General features: G+C 74.5%; 16 protein-coding genes and 1 riboswitch. Of the genes, 6 read left to right on the top strand and 10 right to left on the bottom strand.

Going from position 1 to position 18,073, the window contains the following annotated elements; all coding sequences use genetic code 11:
- Nucleotides 1–19: 19 nt before the first annotated feature.
- From HCN08_RS25830 to HCN08_RS25810, 5 genes are all read right to left on the bottom strand, one after another.
- Complete coding sequence (locus tag HCN08_RS25830) at nucleotides 20–1,231, bottom strand: isochorismate synthase (protein WP_322974678.1); 1,212 nt, start codon at nucleotides 1,229–1,231, stop codon at nucleotides 20–22.
- The gene (locus HCN08_RS25825) at nucleotides 1,228–2,790 is read right to left on the bottom strand and encodes a tryptophan 7-halogenase (protein WP_167985646.1); all 1,563 of its coding nucleotides are present in this window, start codon (nucleotides 2,788–2,790) and stop codon (nucleotides 1,228–1,230) included. The genes HCN08_RS25830 and HCN08_RS25825 overlap by 4 nt, the downstream gene beginning before the upstream one ends.
- Nucleotides 2,791–3,000: 210 nt before the next feature.
- Entirely contained in the window at nucleotides 3,001–3,633 is a 633-nt protein-coding gene (locus HCN08_RS25820; RefSeq protein WP_167985645.1) for an isochorismatase family protein, read from the bottom strand.
- Between the two features lie 15 nt (nucleotides 3,634–3,648).
- Entirely contained in the window at nucleotides 3,649–5,310 is a 1,662-nt protein-coding gene (locus HCN08_RS25815; RefSeq protein ID WP_167985699.1) for a (2,3-dihydroxybenzoyl)adenylate synthase, read from the bottom strand.
- Between the two features lie 92 nt (nucleotides 5,311–5,402).
- Nucleotides 5,403–6,197, bottom strand: a complete 795-nt coding sequence (locus HCN08_RS25810; protein WP_167985644.1) for a 2,3-dihydro-2,3-dihydroxybenzoate dehydrogenase — start codon at nucleotides 6,195–6,197, stop codon at nucleotides 5,403–5,405.
- A 369-nt stretch (nucleotides 6,198–6,566) separates the two neighbouring features.
- Here HCN08_RS25810 and HCN08_RS25805 point away from each other — a divergent pair, with 369 nt between their 5' ends.
- The 6 genes from HCN08_RS25805 (at nucleotide 6,567) to HCN08_RS25780 (ending at nucleotide 11,092) form a co-directional block, all read left to right on the top strand.
- Complete coding sequence (locus HCN08_RS25805) at nucleotides 6,567–6,851, top strand: DUF211 domain-containing protein (protein WP_167985643.1); 285 nt, start codon at nucleotides 6,567–6,569, stop codon at nucleotides 6,849–6,851.
- Nucleotides 6,848–7,393 carry a hypothetical protein gene (locus tag HCN08_RS25800; protein ID WP_206319243.1) on the top strand — a complete coding sequence of 182 codons (546 nt, stop codon included), beginning with the start codon at nucleotides 6,848–6,850 and terminating at the stop codon, nucleotides 7,391–7,393. The genes HCN08_RS25805 and HCN08_RS25800 overlap by 4 nt, the downstream gene beginning before the upstream one ends.
- A gap of 116 nt (nucleotides 7,394–7,509) precedes the next feature.
- A riboswitch (Fluoride riboswitch) is annotated at nucleotides 7,510–7,575 on the top strand.
- A 43-nt stretch (nucleotides 7,576–7,618) separates the two neighbouring features.
- On the top strand, nucleotides 7,619–7,849 hold the full coding sequence (locus tag HCN08_RS25795) for a hypothetical protein (RefSeq protein WP_167985642.1): 231 nt from the start codon (nucleotides 7,619–7,621) through the stop codon (nucleotides 7,847–7,849).
- Complete coding sequence (locus HCN08_RS25790; RefSeq protein ID WP_167985641.1) at nucleotides 7,846–9,384, top strand: MutS-related protein; 1,539 nt, start codon at nucleotides 7,846–7,848, stop codon at nucleotides 9,382–9,384. Before HCN08_RS25795 ends, HCN08_RS25790 begins: the two co-directional genes overlap by 4 nt.
- Nucleotides 9,381–10,904, top strand: coding sequence for a MutS-related protein (locus HCN08_RS25785; RefSeq protein WP_167985640.1), 1,524 nt, complete (start codon nucleotides 9,381–9,383; stop codon nucleotides 10,902–10,904). Before HCN08_RS25790 ends, HCN08_RS25785 begins: the two co-directional genes overlap by 4 nt.
- Before the next feature lie 2 nt (nucleotides 10,905–10,906).
- On the top strand, nucleotides 10,907–11,092 hold the full coding sequence (locus tag HCN08_RS25780) for a hypothetical protein (RefSeq protein ID WP_167985639.1): 186 nt from the start codon (nucleotides 10,907–10,909) through the stop codon (nucleotides 11,090–11,092).
- 9 nt (nucleotides 11,093–11,101) lie between these two features.
- On the opposite strand, the gene HCN08_RS25775 is transcribed toward HCN08_RS25780, so the two are convergent.
- The 5 genes from HCN08_RS25775 to HCN08_RS25755 all read right to left on the bottom strand — a co-directional run bounded on the left by HCN08_RS25775 (nucleotide 11,102) and on the right by HCN08_RS25755 (nucleotide 18,008).
- The gene (locus HCN08_RS25775; RefSeq protein WP_167985638.1) at nucleotides 11,102–11,851 is read right to left on the bottom strand and encodes a 2,3-bisphosphoglycerate-dependent phosphoglycerate mutase; all 750 of its coding nucleotides are present in this window, start codon (nucleotides 11,849–11,851) and stop codon (nucleotides 11,102–11,104) included.
- On the bottom strand, nucleotides 11,848–13,116 hold the full coding sequence (eno, locus tag HCN08_RS25770; RefSeq protein WP_167985637.1) for a phosphopyruvate hydratase: 1,269 nt from the start codon (nucleotides 13,114–13,116) through the stop codon (nucleotides 11,848–11,850). The genes HCN08_RS25775 and eno overlap by 4 nt, the downstream gene beginning before the upstream one ends.
- Nucleotides 13,117–13,460: 344 nt before the next feature.
- Nucleotides 13,461–14,306, bottom strand: a complete 846-nt coding sequence (locus tag HCN08_RS25765; RefSeq protein ID WP_167985636.1) for a hypothetical protein — start codon at nucleotides 14,304–14,306, stop codon at nucleotides 13,461–13,463.
- Nucleotides 14,306–17,104 carry a CHAT domain-containing protein gene (locus tag HCN08_RS25760; protein ID WP_167985635.1) on the bottom strand — a complete coding sequence of 933 codons (2,799 nt, stop codon included), beginning with the start codon at nucleotides 17,102–17,104 and terminating at the stop codon, nucleotides 14,306–14,308. The genes HCN08_RS25765 and HCN08_RS25760 overlap by 1 nt, the downstream gene beginning before the upstream one ends.
- Nucleotides 17,094–18,008, bottom strand: a complete 915-nt coding sequence (locus HCN08_RS25755) for a chlororespiratory reduction 6 domain-containing protein (protein WP_167985634.1) — start codon at nucleotides 18,006–18,008, stop codon at nucleotides 17,094–17,096. The genes HCN08_RS25760 and HCN08_RS25755 overlap by 11 nt, the downstream gene beginning before the upstream one ends.
- Between the last annotated feature and the right edge of the window lie 65 nt (nucleotides 18,009–18,073).

The following is an 18,073-nucleotide window of genomic DNA, read 5'->3' as shown; positions in this document are numbered from 1 at the left end:
CGGGGTCCCCGGCGGGTGCTCATACCGGGTCCTCGAAGCCGAGGGCGCCCAGCAGTGTGCGGAACTTGGCCGCGGTCTCGGCCAGTTCGGCGCGCGGATCGGAGTCGGCGACGATGCCGGCGCCGGCGAACAGCCGTACCGTCCGGTCGCAGACCTCGGCGCTGCGGATGGACAGCGCCCACTCGCCGTCGCCGTGCCGGTCCGTCCAGCCGACCATCCCGGCGTAGTAGCCGCGGTCCTGGGGTTCCAGGGCGGCGATGGCGGTCAGTGCCCGGTCGGCCGGCACCCCGCCGACGGCCGGTGTGGGGTGCAGTGCCTCGGCCAGGCCGAGGGCCGAGCAGTCCGGGTCCGCCGGATCGCGCAGCCGTCCGCTGATCCGGGTGGACAGGTGCCACATGGTCGGCGTGCCGATCACCTCGGGGCGTTCGGGTACGTCGAGGTCCGTGCAGAACCGGCCGAGCACGTCGGCGACATGCCCGGCGGTGTGGGCGTGCTCGCCGAGGTCCTTGGCCGAGTCGCGCAGCGCGGCGACCCTGGCGCGGTCGACCGACGCCTCGCCGGCCCTGGGCGCGGAGCCGGCCAGGGGGTTGGCGGTGACGGTCACGCCGTTGCGGGCGACCAGCAGTTCGGGGCTGGCCCCGACCAGGGTGCGCGGGGCGCGGTCCCCGGGGGCGGTGACATCGGCGGCGAAGGCGTAGGCCGCGGGGTTGGCCCGCACCAGCCCGGCCAGCAGGGACGTCACGGCGACCGGGTCGGCCGCCGTGAGCTTCAGGCAGCGGGCCAGCACGACTTTGCGCAGCGCCCCCTGCCCGATCAGGTCGAGTGCCCGGCCCACCGCGCCGACGTAGCCGTCGGGTTCGGGCTGCAGCCGTACCGTCCATCCGGTGGGGGCCTGCCCGCCCGGCGGGTGGGCCGCGGCAGCCGAGGGGGCGGCGGCCCGCCGTACGACCGCGGGCACCAGCAGGCTGGCCTCGGCGTCCGGGCGGAAGCCGAGGGCGCCGACCACCACGGGGTCGGGCACGCCGCCTGCCGCAGCCTCGTCGAGGGCGCGGGCCGCGGCGGCGGCCCGCCGCCGGGGACTGCCGTGCACCCGGGTGCGCACACCGTCGGCGAGCAGCGTCCCGTACGGCGAGGAGAAGTAGAACGAGCCGGTGAGATAGGCCGCCAGCAGCTCGGCGGGCCGGTGCACGGGGCGGGGGCGGGTCAGCGTGGACACGGGCACCTGGCTCACGCACCGGCCTGGGGCTCGGCCCCGGTACCGGCCGGCGTGGGAAGGGCCCAGCCGAGGCCGTCGGGAGAGGCCACCAGGCCGCCCTCGAACAGCGGTTTCTCCAGCGTGGTCACGCCGCCCATGGAGGCGCGGGCCTGGATCTCGTTCATGCCCTGCATGACCTCCGTGACCACCTGGGTGCCGAACAGCTCGCCCATCCGCTCCCCGCTCTCGCTCTGCGCCGGCCCGGTGCGGGTCACCGCGTCCGCGAGGTCCTTCGACGAGCTGCCGAAGCGCTCCTTGAGCGTGTCGAGGTCGATCAGCGCCGACTCGCCGGAGGAGACGCCGCCGATCAGCTCGACGAAGGCGCGCAGGTCGGTGGCCTCGGCGCGGGAGACCTTGCGGGCCTGCCAGAAGTACGACTCCTCGTTGTGCTGCATGTCGTAGAAGGCGAGCAGGAATTCGTAGAACACCCCGTACTCGCGGCGGTAGCGGCGCTCGAACTCGCCGAAGGCGCGCTCCTCGGCCAGGCCCCCGCCCAGCACGCTGTTGATCGAGCGCGCCGCGAGCAGGCCGCCGTAGGTGGCCAGGTGGACGCCGGTGGAGAAGACCGGGTCGACGAAGCAGGCGGCGTCGCCGACCAGCACCATGCCGGGCTGCCAGAAGCGCTCCATGGCGTACGAGTAGTCCTTGCGGACGCGCAGTCGGCCGTACGGGCCGTCGGTGACGCGTACGGCGTCCTTCAGGTAGTCCTTGATCATCGGGGCGCGCTCGACGAACCGGGCCATGGCGGCTTCCGGATCGCGCGACAGGGCGCCGATCTGGGAGCGGTTGACGACCGCGCCGACGCTGGTGAGGGTGTCGGTGAGCGGGATGTACCAGAACCAGCCGTCGTCCCACGCGCAGCACAGGATGTTGCCGGCGTCGGGTCCCGGCAGCCGCTTGCCGCCCTCGTAGTAGCCGTAGAGGGCCACGTTGCGGAAGAAGTCGGAGTAGTGGCGGTCGGCGACCGTGCGGGCGAGCCTGCTGTTGCTGCCGGAGGCGTCGACGACGTACCGGGCGCGGGTCTCGTGGGCCCGGCCGTCGGTGTCCGTCCAGCGCAGCCCGGCGACCTGCCCGCCCTCGCGCAGCGCGGCCACGGCCGTGCACTGCTCGCGCACCTCGACGCCGACCCGGCGGGCGTTGTCGAGGAGGATCTTGTCGAACTTCATGCGCTCCACCTGGTAGGCGGTGGAGGTCGGCCCGGACATGAGCGGGGAGTAGGCGAACAGGAAGTTCCACGGCTCGGGGTTGGCGCCCCAGCGGAAGGTGCCGCCGCGCTTGGGCATGAAGCCGGCCTTCTCCAGTTCGCCGGTCACCCCGAGGAAGCGGCAGACACCGTGGATCGTCGCGGGCAGCAGCGATTCGCCGATCTGGTGGCGGGGGAAGGACTCCTTCTCCAGCAGCAGGACCCGGTGGCCGGCCATCGCGACCAGCGCGGCGGTGGTGGAACCGCCAGGTCCGCCGCCGGCCACGACGACGTCGTAGGAACCGGCGGTGCCGGCCGTGGTGGTGCTGGGGACGTGCTCGGGGGTGGGCATGAGGTTTCTCCCTGGGGTCGACACCGGGGCAGATGGTTCATGGGCTGCCCGAGCCAGCAGGCGGCCGTCGTTCCTGGCACAGGGCCCGTGCCCGCCGGCACGGGAGGCCGGGTGTCGCACAAGCCGTGATCGAACTTAGGTAAGGCTTACCTTAGTTGATCCGCAACGGGGTGGTCAATGCGCCCGAGGGGACGGCAGGGCCGGCCGGGGTCACAGACGTGCGACGACCTCATCGGTCGTGGTCACCACGGCGCAGCGGCCGGCCGCCCAGCGCAGCGCCATCTCGTGGTCCTCGCGGGAGAAGTCGGCGACGGCGTCGGCGACGACGAAGGCCCGGATGTCGCGCATCCACGCGTCGCACGCCGTCGTCATCACGCCGATGTGCGCGTACACCCCGGCGATCACCAGCTGGTCGCGTCCCTGCTCCCGCATCCGCTCGGCGAGATCGGTACGGACGAAGGCGCTGTACTTCCACTTGGTCAGCAGCGTGTCCCCGGGCCCGGGGGCCACCGCGTCCGGGATCGCGAGCGCCTCGGGGTCGTCGGCCACCCCCGGGCCCCAGAAGTCGAGCTGGAGCCCGCGTTCCTCGGGCGTCTGGCCGCCGCGCTGCACCGAGTAGACCACCGGAACCCCGGCGCGGCGGGCCCGCGCCAGCAGCCGGGCGGTGTTGGCCAGCATGCCGGGCAGCGGCGGCGCGCCGGCGGGGAAGGCCGCGAGGAAGTGCTGCTGGAGGTCGTGCACGAGCAGCAGCGCGCGGCGCGGGTCCACGGTCCAGGACACCCGGTTGGCCGGCAGCCGGCCGGCGTCCGGGAACGGGTAGGAGGCGATGATGGGAAGTGCCATGCGGAGACCGGCCTTTCAGCGCTGTTCGCGGGAGGCCGCGGCCGACCGCAGCCCCGATCTGCTGACCTTGCCGACACCGGTGTGCGGGAAGACGTCCACGAAGCGGACGAGGTCGGGGATCTTGTAGGCGGCGACGCCGCGCTCCCGTACGAACGCCTTGATCTGGGCGGGCGTCGGCGGGTCGGTGTCCGGGCGCAGGATCACATGGGCGAGGGTGCGCTCGCCGAGGTACTCGTCGGGCACGGCGACCAGGGCGACGTCGCGCACCGCGGGGTGGGCCAGGATGATGTCCTCGATCTCCCCCGGGGCGAACTTCTCCCCGCCGCGGTTGATCTGGTCCTTGGCGCGGCCCTCGACCACCAGATGGCCGCTGGGCGTACGGCGCACGAGGTCACCGGTGCGGTAGAAGCCGTCCGCGGTGAAGGCCGCGGCGTTGTGCTCGGGGGCGCGCCAGTAGCCGCGGATGGTGTAGGGGCCCCGGGTGAGCAGCTGCCCGCACTCGCCCTCGGGTACGTCCCGGCCGTCGTCGTCGACGATCCTGACCTCGTCGTCGGGCGAGATCGGCCGGCCCTGCGTGGTGACGACCGTCTCCGGATCGTCGTCGAGCCGGGTGTAGTTGACCAGTCCCTCGGCCATCCCGAAGACCTGCATCAGCCTGCACCCGAGCGCCGGTTCGAGCCGGCGGGCCGCCTGCTCTCCGTACTTGGCGCCGCCGACCAGGACCAGCTCCAGGCTGCCCAGGTCGCCCGTACCGCGCGCGGCGGCGTCCGTCCACAGCGCGACGAGCGGCGGCACCAGCCCGGTCATGGTGATCCGCTCCTGCCCGATCAGCGCGAAGGCGGTGGCCGGGTCGGGTTGCGGGCACAGCACGACGGTGCCGCCGCCGTACAGCGTGCCGAGCCAACCGGGGCTGCTCATGGGGAAGTTGTGGGCCGCGGGGAGGACGACGAGAAAGCGGGTCCGCGGGCCGACGCCGCAGATCCCGGCGGAGCCGCGCACCGAGTAGAGGTAGTCGTCGTGCGTGCGCGGGATCAGCTTGGACATGCCCGTCGTGCCGCCCGACAGCTGGAGGAAGGCCAGCTCGTGCGGCTCCGGGCCGGGCAGCGGCCCCGCCGGGTCGCGGGGCAGGTCCGCGAGCGCGGTGTGCGCGCCGGGCTCCCCGGCCACGAACACCTCGCGCAGGGCGGGCGATCGCCGCCGGACGCGCTCGGCGAGCTCGCGGTGGTCGAAGCCGGCGTGCACGTCCGGGACCACATAGGCGACGGCCCCGGACAGGGAGCAGAAATGCGCGATCTCGGTGTCGCGGTGGGCCGGCAGCGCGAAGACGGGCAGCGCGCCGATCCGGGACAGCGCGAACACCACTTCGACGAACTCGCCGACGTTGGGGAGCTGGACGACGACCCGGTCGCCAGGGCCGATCCCGCGGCCGGCGAACCCGGCGGCGAGCCGGTCGGCGGCCTCGTCCAGCCGCCGGTACGTCCAGCTGCGGCGCTCCGGCTGCGGGTCGACCAGGGCGATCCGGTCGGGGTGGGCGGCGGCCCGCGCGCGGAGCATGCCGCCGAGGGTCTCGCCGCGCCAGTGGCCCGCCCGGCGGTAGCGCTCGGCGAACTCCTCGGGCCAGGTGGGCGCGTCCACGCCAGGGGTCAGCGCCGGGACCGCCCTGGGCCGGGCCGGCATGGGTTCTGTGGTCACAGCGAAGCTCCCGCGGTGTTCGGTGGCGGACGGCTGGCGGCGGACGGCTCGGGGCGGACGGCTGGGCCGCGCGCCGGTCAGGCGCGCAGGGTGGCGCCGCCGTCCACGTAGAGGTCGTGCAGGGTGATGTGCCGGGCCCGGTCGGAGGCCAGGAAGGCGACGGCGTCGGCGATGTCGGAGGGCTCGGCGATCCGGCCCAGCGGGATGCCCGTGCGGTACGAGGCCAGGTCCCCCTCGATGACCGCGCGCCGCCCGTTGCCGGCACCTCCCGGCGTCCCCTCCCACAGGGCGAACTGCATGTCGGTGGCCGTGGAGCCCGGGCAGACGGTGTTGCAGCGCACTCCGTACGGCGCGACCTCCAGCCCGAGGCATTTGGTGAACATCACCGCGGCGGCCTTGGAGGCGGCGTAGGCGGCCATACCGCTGCGCGGCACGCCGGCCGCGTTGGAGGCCACGGTGACGATGCTGCCGCGGCCCCGGGCGACCATCCGGCGGGCGGCGGCCCGCGAGAGGTGCAGGACACCGCCGGTGTTGACGGCGAACACCGCCGCCCAGTCGGCGTCGTTGAGGTCCACCACGGGCGACATACGCAGCACGCCCGCCACGTTGACGGCGATGTCCAAAGGCCCCAGGGTCCGCTCGGCCTCGGCGACCGCGCTTTCCACCGCCGCGGCGTCGGTCACGTCCAACGCGCGGGCGACGACCCGGCCTTCGCTCCGGCCGGCCAGCGCCGCCACCCGCTCGGCGTCCACGTCGGCGGCGAGCACCCGCGCGCCCCGGCCGGCCAGCGCCTCGACGACGGCGGCCCCGATCCCCCGGGCGGCCCCGGTCACGAGCGCGACCCGGCCGGAGAGTTCCCGCTCGGGGCTCACGGCGCCACCGCCTCTCGCCCGGCGTTGCCGCGCCGGCGGGCACAACGGATCGAAGAGCGGCTCACCACGACGTCAAGTCCTCCAGATCGCACGACGGGCAGGGCCCGCCGGCTCGACACCACGTCAGGAACTTAGGTTAGCCTAACCATACTTTGGTGCCGTGTCGATGACGCCGGGTCACCTTCGCGATCCGGCGCCGTAGCGGCGGGTGCAAGGCCCGGGGCAAGCGGGGGCCCGCGACCGCGGCTGCCGTCCGCCGGCCCTGCTAAGTGCTTCCTGGCGTGTCGTGCCGGCGCCGGCGCCGCGCGATCGGACAATGGGCCGCTCGTGCCGGGGTTCGCCCGGGCGGGAGAGAAGAGGAGCGCGCGCATGCCGGTCCGACGGCTCGTGATGGATGTCGACAAGGCGATCAGTGAGCCCGATCTGGTGGACCTCGCGCGGATCGTCGAGGCGCTGCCGGGGGTGAACGCGGTGAACATCACCGTGACGGAGATCGACATCGAGACCGTGGGCACGAACATGACGGTCGAGGGGGACGACATCGAGGTCGAGGCGCTGGTGCGGGCGATCGAGCACACCGGCGCGGTGGTGCACAGCTTCGACGAGATCGTGGCCGGCGACTACCTGCTGAACGGGACGCCGCGCTCGCGATGAGCCAGCCGGTGCGCCGCCTGCTCGCCCGCTTCCTGCTGCCCCTGACGCTCGGGACCGTGGACGGGCTGCTCAACGCGCTGACGCTGACGGCCGGCTCGCTCGTCGGCGGCGGCTCGCGCGTCACGTACGGGCTGGCCTTCCGGGTCGGCGGGGCCGCGCTGGTGACCGCGGCGTTCTCGGTCTTCGTCGCCGAGTACGCCGAGGGCCGCGCCAACCTCGTACGCGCCTCGCGCGAGCTGAACCTCACCGCCCGCGGGCACCTGGCCACCACCCGGCTCGGCCGTATCGCGGCGACCAGGTCCCTGGCCGCCACCGCCGTGGCCTGCGCCGCGAGCTTCCTCGGCGCCGCCGTGCCGCTGCTGGTCGGGGCCGCGCTGCCGGACGTGTCATGGATCGTCGTGGTGCTGGGCGTGCTCGCCCTCGCGGCCTTCGGCGGTCTGCTGGGGCGGCTGTTCGCCGGCCGGGTGGCCGTCTGGACCGTCGCCATGGGCATCGGCGGCGTCGCCATCGCCTGGATCGGCGTCTGGCTGGACATCGCCTGAGGCCGGGCCGGACCCTACGGGAGCCCGGGGTGCCGGGCGGCGACAGCGCCCGGCGGCGGCCGATCCGCGCGACACGCCCCCGGGGGCGTTGACAGTGCCACGGCCCGCGCCCAGCATGGAACGCAGGCGATGAGGCCCGCCTTCGACCGCGGTTGTGCGCCGCTGATGGCTTCTACCGATCAAGGGCACCGAGTTCGTGGTGCCCGTGTCCCGGTGGAGGCCCCGATGAGAGCGTTGCGCGCGACATACGACGGCGCGGCCGGGACTTCCGCCGTCCGGCGGGTGGTTGCCGGTCCCTTCTTCCTCGCGGCGCCGGTGCCGGCGATGGCCTGCTCCTCCCTCACCGTGCCGCTGCTCATCGCGGTGCCCGTCCTCCCGCGGCTCGACGAGCCCACCGGCGCCGGCCAGGCGGCCTGCGACGAGGTCGGGGTCCTGCTGCCCGGGGGCGGGGCATGACCGCGGCGCCGCCGAGCGTGCTGTTCACCGACGCGGCTGACGCGGAACTTCCCCGGACGCAGGAGCCGGCGTTCTTCGCCGACCTGCATCTGGACCAGGTGGTCGGCGCGCTGGTGTCCGGGCGCGGGGAGTACGCGCTCGCGCCGTTCTTCCACACCCCGATCCGCACCCTGGCCACCGTCACCCACCGGCAGGACGTCTTCCGCGACCTGGCGGACCCGGAGTTGGCCGCGGGGCTCGCCGCCTTCGGGGCGGGGCTGCGCGCCATGCGGCAGCAGGTCCGGCAGGCGCGCGAGCTGCACCACCCCTACCAGCGCGAGAGCCTGCTCGTCGACGCGATCGGCACCTACTGCGCGGCGGTCCGCGAGGTCACCGCGCTGCTCGCGGGCCGGGACCTGCGCTCGGCGGGGCTGCGCGCGGTGCACGAGTACCTGGCCGCGTATGCGGGCGACGCCCGATTCACCGCGCTGGCCGAGTCCACGGCGGCGCTGCGGGCGCGGCTGGCGGAGATCCGCTACAGCCTGCACATCAGCGGGGGCCGGGTCCGCGTGAGCGGATACGAGGAGCAGGCCGACTACGGCGCCCGGGTCGTGGCGGTCTTCGAGCGGTTCGGGCAGGAGGACACCGCGGGCCACCGGGCGCCGCCGGCCCCGAACCTGGCCATGAACCACGTCGAGGAGGCCGTACTGGACCGGGTGGCGCGGCTCTTCCCCGAGCCGTTCGCCGCGCTGGACGCGCACTTCGCGGCGCACCGGGACTTCCTGGACCCGGTGGTGACCGCGTTCGACCGGGAGATCCAGTTCTATCTCGCCTATCTGGACTTCACCGCCCCGCTGAAGGCCGCAGGTCTTGCCTTCTGCCTCCCGGAGGTCGACGACACCGCCAAGCAGACCCTGGTCCGCGACACCTTCGACCTCGCCCTGGCCGCCAAGCTGGTCCGCGAGGGCTCGCCGGTGGTGCTCAACGACGTCGAGCTGTCCGGCCCGGAGCGGGTGATCGTGGTCTCCGGGCCCAACCAGGGCGGCAAGACCACCTTCGCCCGCGCCTTCGGGCAGCTGCACCACCTGGCCGCCCTCGGGTGCCCCGTCCCCGGTACGCAGGCCCGGCTCTTCCTGTGCGACCAGGTCTTCACCCACTTCGAGCAGGGCGAGAACCTCGCCGACCTCAGCGGCAAGCTGTACGACGACCTGGTCCGTACCCACGAGATCCTCCAGCGCGCCACGCCGTCCAGCGTCGTCGTGATGAACGAGGTCTTCACCTCGACGACCCTCGCCGACGCCGTGCTCCTGGGCACGAGCGTCCTGCGCGCCGTCGTCGCGCGCGACCTGCTGTGCGTGTGCGTCACCTTCGTCGACGAGCTCGCCTCGCTCGGGCCGAGCACGGTGAGCATGGTCAGCACCGTGGCGCCCGACGACCCCGGCCACCGTACGTACCGCGTCGTGCGCAGGCCCGCCGACGGCCTCGCCCACGCCCTGTCCGTCGCGGAGAAGTACCGGCTGACCTACCGGCAGCTCAAGGCACGGATCGCGTCATGAAAACGCTCCTGCTGCACCCCGGCCACGACGCGGACTGGCAGGCCGAACTGCCCGTGCAGCTGGCGGACCTGACCCGGGACCTGGACCTGGACACCCTGCTGGACGCGATGGGCGGCGGTGACGCGTACCTGCGCGACATCGCCTCCCGGGTGCTGCTCACCTCGGTGCCCGACGCCGGCGTCATCGCGCACCGCCAGGGGGTCCTGGCCGACGCGCTGGCCCGGCCCGACGTCGTACGCGACCTCTACGCGGTCGCCGCCGGCGCCGTCGCCCGCGAGCGGCGGGTCTTCGGCAGCTTCCTGCACACCGCGGACTCCGTCCTGTCCCGCGCGGTCCAGGTGCTCGACCTGTTCGTGGACCACCTGCACCGGCTGCGGCACATCCGCGACGAGCACGCCGCCGACTTCGCCTCGCCCGGCTTCGGCCGCTTCTTCACCATGCTCGCCGACGACCTCGACGACGCCTACTTCGACACCGTCGAGGAGCACCTGACCCGGCTGAGATTCCGCGGCGGCGTCCACATCAGCGCCCACCTCGGCCGCGGCCTGGCCGGCACCGGGTACGTCCTGCGCGAACCGCCCGCCCGGCCCGGCTGGCGCGAACGCCTCACCGGCGGCCACCCCACCTCGTACACCTACCGCGTCCCGGACCGCGACGAGGCCGGCGCGCAGTTCCTCGGCGAGCTGCGCGGGCGCGGCATCGCCCTGGCCGCCGACGCGCTGGCCCGGTCCGCCGACCACATCCTCGGCTTCTTCACCATGCTGCGCCGCGAACTCGGCTTCTACGTCGCCTGCCTGAACCTGCACCAGGAGCTGGCCGCGCGGAACTCCCCGGTGTGCTTCCCGCAGCCGCGGCCCGCCGGCACCCCGGCGCTGAACTGCCGGGGCCTGTACGACGTGTGCCTGGCGCTGCGCCGCGACGGGCCGGTCGTCGGCAACACCGTCGACGCCGACGGGCGCGGCCTGCTGGTCGTCACCGGCGCCAACGAGGGAGGCAAGTCGACTTTCCTGCGCAGCGTCGGCCTCGCCCAGCTCATGATGCAGGCCGGCATGTTCACCGGCGCCGACGCCTTCCGCGCGGACCTGCGCGACGCGGTGTTCACCCACTTCCGCCGGGAGGAGGACACCGCGATGGTCAGCGGCAAGTTCGACGAGGAGCTGGCCCGGATGAGCGCCATCGCCGACCACCTCACCCCCGGCAGCCTCCTGCTGTCCAACGAGTCCTTCGCCGCGACCGACGAACGCGAGGGCTCCGAGATCGCCCGCCAGGTCTTCCGCGCCCTGCGCGAGACCGGCGTGAAGATCGTCTGCGTCACCCACCTGTACGACCTCGCCTCCAGCCTGCACGAGCAGTACGGCCCCGACGCCCTGTTCCTGCGCGCCGAACGCCGCCCCGACGGCACCCGCACCTTCCACCTCACCGAAGGCCCCCCGCAACCCACCGCCGACGGCGCCGACCTCTACCGCCAGATCTACGGCGAAGCGCCCGGCCCCGACGCCTCCCCGTCGTCGACGAGGTAGCCGTGCCGTCCCCGCAGGACCACGCGCGTCGCTCGGCTTTCCGGTTCGTGCTGCTCATCGGAGGGCGAGGCGGCGTGCTCTACGACCGGTCGGTCAGCGGGGCCGTCGTCTTCTCCGTCGTCGTCCAGGCCGCCGCGCTGCCGCTGCTCCTGAGGGTGCGGCGCATGGGGCGTACGCGGACGGCGTGACCGGGGCGTTCACTGGTGGGCGACCGCCTCGGCCGCGCGGGTCGCCGCTTCCGGGTCCAGGTACTGGGCGGGTTCGGCGGGGCGCAGGTCGGGGGTGAAGCGGTAGCGCAGGGGGATGCCGGTGGGGATGTTGAGGGCGGCGACCTGCTCCGGGGGGAGGGCGTCGAGGTGGGCGACCAGGGCGCGCAGGGAGTTGCCGTGGGCGACGACCAGGACGGTACGGCCGCGGGCCAGGTCGGGGGCGAGGTGGTCGGCCCAGTACGGCAGCAGCCGCGCCTGGACGTCGGCGAGGCTCTCGGTCGCGGGCCGGGCGTCCGGCGGGAGGCCGGCGTAGCGCGGGTCGCCGGCCGGCGGTGCGGTGCCGGGTACGGCGGGCGGTGGGGCGACGTCGAGGGACCGCCGCCACAGGGCGTACCGCTCCTCCCCCGCCTCCGCGCGCACCTCGGCCTTGCGGCGTCCGGTCAGGGCGCCGTAGTGGCGCTCGTTGAGCCGCCAGGTGCGGCGGACCGGGATCCAGTCCCGGCCGAGCGCGGAGAGGACCAGGTCGGCGCTCACGATGGAGCGGCGCAGCACCGAGGTGTGCGCCACGTCCGGCAGCAGGCCGGCGGCCCCGAGCAGTCGCCCGGCGGCGAGCGCCTCGGCCCGGCCGTCCGGTGTCAGCGGCACGTCGATCCAGCCGGTGAAGACCCCGCCGGCGTTGGCCGTGGACTGCCCGTGGCGCAGCAGGACGAGGACGCCGGGCGGCTGCCGCGGTGTCACCGTCCCAGCCCGTAGGGCAGGTCCGGGTTGTCCGCGGCGATCTCGACGAGGCGGTTGTACTTCGCGACGCGCTCACCGCGGGCCGGCGCCCCGGACTTGAGCTGGCCGCAGCCGGTGGCGACCGCGAAGTCGGCGATGAAGGAGTCCTCCGTCTCGCCGGAGCGGTGCGAGACCATGGCCCCGTAGCCGACGTCGCGGCACACGGCCACCGCCTGCAGCGTCTCGGTCACGGTGCCGATCTGGTTGGGCTTGATCAGCGAGGCGTTGGCGATGCCGTCGCACACCGCCGCGGAGATGACCGCCGGGTCGGTGACGAAGTTGTCGTCGCCGACGAGCTGGATGTGCCCGCCCAGGTCGGTGGTCAGCCTCGCCCACCCCTCCCGGTCGTCCTCGCCGAGGCCGTCCTCGATGCTCCACACGGGGTAGTCCTCGACGATCCTCCGGTAGCGGGCGATCAGGTCCCCGCTGTCCAGCAGCTCACCGTCGACACGGTAGCGGCCGTCCTTCTGCCGGAACTCGCTGGCCGCCGGGTCCAGCGCGATGGCGACCCCGTCCCGGCCGGCCGGGTACCCGGCGTCGGCGATGGCCTGCGCGATGACGTCGAGCGCGTCCTCCGGCCGGGACAGCGCGGGCGCGAAGCCCCCCTCGTCGCCCAGCCCGGTGTCATGGCCGGCATCACGCAGCCTCTTCCGCAGGGCCGCGTAGACCTCGGCGCCGGCCCGTACCGCCTCCGCGATGTCCGGAGCGCCCAGCGGGGCGATCATGAACTCCTGGAAGTCGAGCGGGTTGGGCGCATGGGCCCCGCCGTTGAGCACATTGAAGTGCGGCACCGGCAGCCGCGGGGCGACACCCACCGGGGCGAGATACCGCCACAGCGGCACCCCCGCCTCGACCGCCGCGGCCCGCGCCACCGCCATCGACACCCCGATGACCGCGTTGGCACCCAGCCGGGACTTGTCCGGCGTGCCGTCCAGCTCGATCAACGCCCCGTCCACGGCGGCCAGATCGGCGAACTCCCGCCCGCGCAAGGCGTCGGCGATCACCCCGTTGACATGCCCGACCGCGGTACGCACGCCCTGCCCGCCGTAACGCGCCGGGTCCAGGTCCCGCAACTCCACCGCCTCACCCGACCCCGTCGACGCCCCGGACGGCACCCCCGCGGTCGCCACCGCCCCACCGGACAGGCCCACCGTCACCGACAGCGTCGGACGCGACCGGGAATCGAGGATTTCGACAGCACGCAGCGTAACGATCTGCAAGGACACGGTCGGCCTTTCGTCGAGGAAGCCGGGCAGACCCGGCGGGGGAAGATCGCACGCCCGCACCGCGCCGCGGCGTCCCGCGCCCGGCCCCGGGCGCACCAAGGCGCGGGCCTCGCGGCGCTGGGGCCGCTGCGCGGGTGGGAAACGGGGGCATGGCTCTCCTACCTGTGAAGGTAGGGACCGTTGGCGGCACGACGCCGCGGATGACGGCGAGCCCCTCCGCCGTACGACACCACCAAGAATACGCGGCGACCGCGGCGTACGGGGGCTCGGTCAACGGGCGTGTCCGGCGCGGCGGCCTTCCGCGCGCAGGGCCGGGCGGGTGGCGCCGGGTCGGCCGCCGGCCGTCACTCGTCGTCGGCGGGCGGCACCGGTTGCGGCGGCGACTCCAGGGCCGCCTCCGGGGTGTCCTCGACCTCTTCCAGGATGTCCGGCGGCACCTGCGGCGGGCGGTCGGAGGGGCCGCGGACGTCCCCGTAGGACACCTCGATGCCGCGCAGGAAGCGGCGGCGCAGCCGGAGCACCCGGTAGAAGGGGGTCAGCCCGCGGCCGACCAGTTCGCATTGCAGGGCCGACGACCTGTGCACGCGGACCTCCGCGGCGAGGTCGGCGAGGTCGGCGAGTCCGGCGGGGCCGGCGGCGAGCGAGGCGCCGGCGGCGAGTTCGGCCGTGGCGCCTTTGCCGGCCGCCATGAGTACGGTGCCGGACGCCGCGGTCACCAGGTGGCTGACGACGCACCAGCCCGCGTCCCAGTCCCCGGCCCAGTAACGCGTGAGCAAGTCCCTGGCCAGGCGCGGCTGGTCGGCGAGCCGGGTCTCGGACAGCCCCCGGTAGGCCACGAGCAGCGCGTTCTTGCGGGTGAACCTCACCTGCGCGCGCCCGTGCGCACCGGCCAGCGCCCCGGTCGGCTCGGCCGCCTGCGCCGTACCGCCGTAGGTGACGTCGACGGCCCCCGTGGTGTACCAGGTCAGGCTGTCCCGTCCCGCGGGGCCGGGGTCGGAGCCGGAGCCCGGGCCGGGGCCGGACGGGACGGCATCGGCGCCGGGCAGCGTCGCGATCTGCACCAGGCCGGAAGGCCCGACCGTGCCGACGTCGCCGAGGGCCCGGCGGGACGAGGGATGCCAGGTGACCCAGTAGTCCCTGCCCCACACACCGCTCAGGGCCCGGATGAAGGCACGGGAAGGATCGGCCATCAGTCGACTCCGTAGTGCTGGAAGCAGTCGGTGTACACGGTCTCCGCGAACGGCGGGTCGAAGGGCGGGAGGTCGTCGGTGCCCAGGAGCTCGGCCGCCTCCGCCCTGCCGGTCGCGGCCAGCCGCCGCCGGGCGGCGACCAGCGCGGCGGACGGACTGCCGTCGAGCGCGTCGTAGAAGGCACGCATCAGCAGCGCCGCCGCCTTGTCCTGCGCGAACCACAGGGACGCCACGACGTTGCGGGCGCCGGACATCAGGAACGCCCCGGGCAGGCTGGTGAACTCACTGGCGGGATGCACCCGGGGCAGCCCGGAGGTGCAGGCCGACAGGACCACCAGCGAGCAGTGCGGCAGGTACAGGCGGCCGGAGATCTGCGCCACGGTGAAGCGGCCGGGCGCGTCCGGACCGGCCGGCGGGGGCATCCCGAGCGGATCGGCCGGGCCGGCCGGGGCACGGACGTCGAGCCCCGACAGCAGCGAGTTGCCCGGCTCGAAGTGCCCGTGGCAGGCGAAGTGGACCCGGCCGGCGGCCGGCAGCGTACGCAGCAGGGCGCCGGTCTCCGGCGCGCAGGGCCGGTAGCCGAGCCCGGCGGGGAGGTCCTGCGCCGCGTGGCGCAGCGTCCCGGACGGATCGCCCACCGAGATCCACGGCCGCCGCCCGTCCCTGCGCCGGGCGCGCAGCAGCGGCAGCGCTCCCGGGGTGGGCAGGATGCTCACCGTGCAGTCGTCGAGCCGGGCCGACAGCCGCCAGTACGGCAGGTGGAAGAGCTCGTTCTCCGGACTCACCAGCATCCGCCGGGGCGCTATCGGCATCACCGCCCGTACGGTGTCGGCCACGGTGGTGAGCAGCACCGCGTCCAGGGCGTCCACGGCGGCCTCGACCGCCAGCCGGGTCTCGACGACGTCGTCGCGGTGGGCGCGCACCCGCTCGCGGCAGGCGCGCTCCATCTGCTTGACCATGCGGCGCCGGTCGTCCTCCGGCCACCGGACGATCTCGACCGCGGACTCCCCGGCCGGCGTGAGGATGGTGACGACCACGCCCTCGGGGACGGTGAGCAGGTCGACCAGGACCTCGTCGGGCGCGAGGGCAGCCGCCAGGTCGTCGCGCCCGACCGGGACCGAGCCGACCGTCAGGGACACCCCGGCCGAGCCGGCCGCCTCCCGCAGTCGCGCGGCGCTCCGGTCGCGCGCCGCCAGGGCGGGGGAGAGATCCTCCACGCGCGCGGCGGCCAGTTGGACCGCCGCCTCGCCGGCCCGCAGGTCGAGCATCGCCGAGACCAGCTCCGGGGCCGAGCCCCCGTCGGCCTCCACGACCCGGCCGATCCGCAGGGCCTCGGTCATCGTGGCGGCCCGGGCCCGCTGGCCCATCCGCACCAGCGCGTCGGGCCGGGTGCGCGCGAAGGCCGCGAACTGCGGGCTCGCGTCCTCGCCCAGTTCCCTCGCGGTCTTGTGCATCCCGGCGGCGATCAGGATCGCGGTGTCGTACGCGCGGGCCAGCGTGATGGCCACGCTCTGGCTGAGCTCGACGGTCGCGGCGCTCGCCCGCAGCCGCTCCCCCAGGGCGAGCACGGACTCGATCTCCTGCTGCGCCTCCTCGACGCCGCCGTCGAACATCAGGACGCGTGCGAGATTGGTGCCGTAGCGGACCTCGCGCAGTGCGTCGCCGGACCGGCGGGCGGTGGCGATCGCCGTCCGCAGCGCCATCTGCGCCTGCTCGGGCTGCCCGCACTCCTCCAGCGCGGCGGCGAGCATGTTGCGGGCGTCGGCCTCCAGGTCCGCGTGGTGCGCGTCGCGGGCGTCGGCGATCGCCTTGCGCAGCAGCGGCACGGCCTCCTCGGCCCGGCCCGTCGTGCCGAGCATGAGGGCCGACGCCCGCTGCCAGTACCGGGACGGGCCGTCCTCGCCGTCCGCGCCGTCCGCGCCGTCGCCGACCTCATGCCGCCAGTGGCTCGCCAGGTCGCCCCGCCCGGCCTGCTCCGCCTCGGCCGCGGCGCTCCGCAGCAGCTTCCCGGCCCGCCCGCTGTCGCCGAGCAGGTCCCAGGTGATACCGAGTTCGCTGCGCGCCCACGCCGCCTCGGTGTGCCGGCCGGCCGCGAGGGCGAGCTTCCGCATGTCCTCCAGGGCGCCGAGCGCCTCCTCCAACCGGCCGTTCTGCCGGGCGATCCTGGCGTGCTGGAGGGCGAACTGGTCGGGAGCGTGCGCGTATGCGTCCTCCGTCGGCACACGGGCGCGCAGCCGGCGGGCTTCCCGCACGCTCTCCAGCGCGCACGGGGCGTCCCCGGCGCGTGCTGCCAGGACCGCCCGGTCGTAGAGGACCATGCACAGCTGGGAGTCGCTGCCGAGCCGCTCGGCCTGCCCGGCCACGCCCGGCAGGTCGCGTTCGAAGGCGGCGCGGTCGTCGAGGTCGCAGAGGGCGTGCAGCCGGAGCCGGTCGGTCTCCAGTTGCATCAGCTCGTCGCCGGACAGCAGCGGGCGGGCCGCTGCCAGCAGGGCCACGGCCGGCTCGGGGGCGTGCAGTGCCATCAGCCGGGTCGCGCCGCGGGCCAGGACCTGCGCGCGAACCGGGTCCGCGACGGGTGCGGCGGCTGCGGCGGCGAGTTCGGTGAGCATCTCGACCCGGCCGGCGTCCTCGGCCCGGTCGATCATCTCCGTGAGCTGCTGCACCTCACCGTGCCGGACGTGCCGGTGCGCCGCGGAGGGCAGCGGGCGCCGCAGGAGGCCGGCCGCCTCGGCCATGGACGACCGGCCGTCCAGCACCCGCCGTGCGGCCTCGACCGCGTCGGCGGCCTCAGGAGGCATCGCCGAGCCGTCTGTCCAGCTCGGCCTGGACGCGGTGGACGTAGGCCATGAACTCCCCGGGCAGGGGGGAGAAGACGGTCGCCACGACCGCGTCGGGATCGTCGCCGAGCCAGGCGGCGAACTTCCGGACGGAGTGCACCGCCAGCGCGGCCTGCTGGACGACGTCGGGGTGCAGCAGCCGGATGCCGCTCGGCGACCAGGCTTCGGGCGGGGCCAGGCAGGCCAGCCAGGTGAACAGCGTGCCGAAGTCGCGGGGCAGGAAGTAGTAGGGCAGGTAAGGCATCGCCTCGGCGAGCCTGCCGACGTAATCGCGCACCTCCGGGACTTCCCACACCTCGCGGGGGTCCGACGCCGGGATGTCGAAGGTGATCAGCACCCGGCCCCGGCGCCCACGCAGCCGTCGCAGCTGCTCCGGGCCGGTCCCGTCCGGCTGGTGGGAGAGGTGGACGACCAGCGGGCGGATGTCGCACGCGTCGATGAACCGCCGCTCGACCGCGATCTGGACCGGACCCTCCTCGGGTCGCTCGTCGGGGTCGGACAGGGCGCCGGTCCTGGGATCGACCACCCGGACGGCGGGGTTCGGCACCGAGATCCCGGCGCGGTCGAACTCGTCGGTCACCCATACGGCCAGGATGTCGTCGTCGAAGACGCTCTCGTAGAGCGCGGCGAGCGTCATCGCCATCTGGGCGTACCCCCGCCAGGTCCTGCCCTGCTCCTTGGCGCGGGTGACGCATGTCCTGCAGGTGGCCGCGGTCTGCTCGGGATCGGCCGCCACGAGGGCCCGCAAGGCGCTGACGTCCACCCGCCGGGTGCCGTCGGCCTGCGGCACGCACAACGCGTCCACCTGCTCCTGGAAGGTGGGCGAGCCGGCGCCCCCGCCCGGCTCACCACGTGATACGGGCACGTGTCCCCCCGTCCCCCGTAGCGGTCAAGTCCGCTGTCGATAAGGGGAGTTTAGACGTGCTGGCC

Origin of the sequence: Actinacidiphila epipremni (assembly GCF_012034175.1) — a bacterium.
GTDB classification, from domain to species: domain Bacteria; phylum Actinomycetota; class Actinomycetes; order Streptomycetales; family Streptomycetaceae; genus Actinacidiphila; species Actinacidiphila epipremni.
This window is presented reverse-complemented; position numbering and strand designations above follow the sequence as displayed.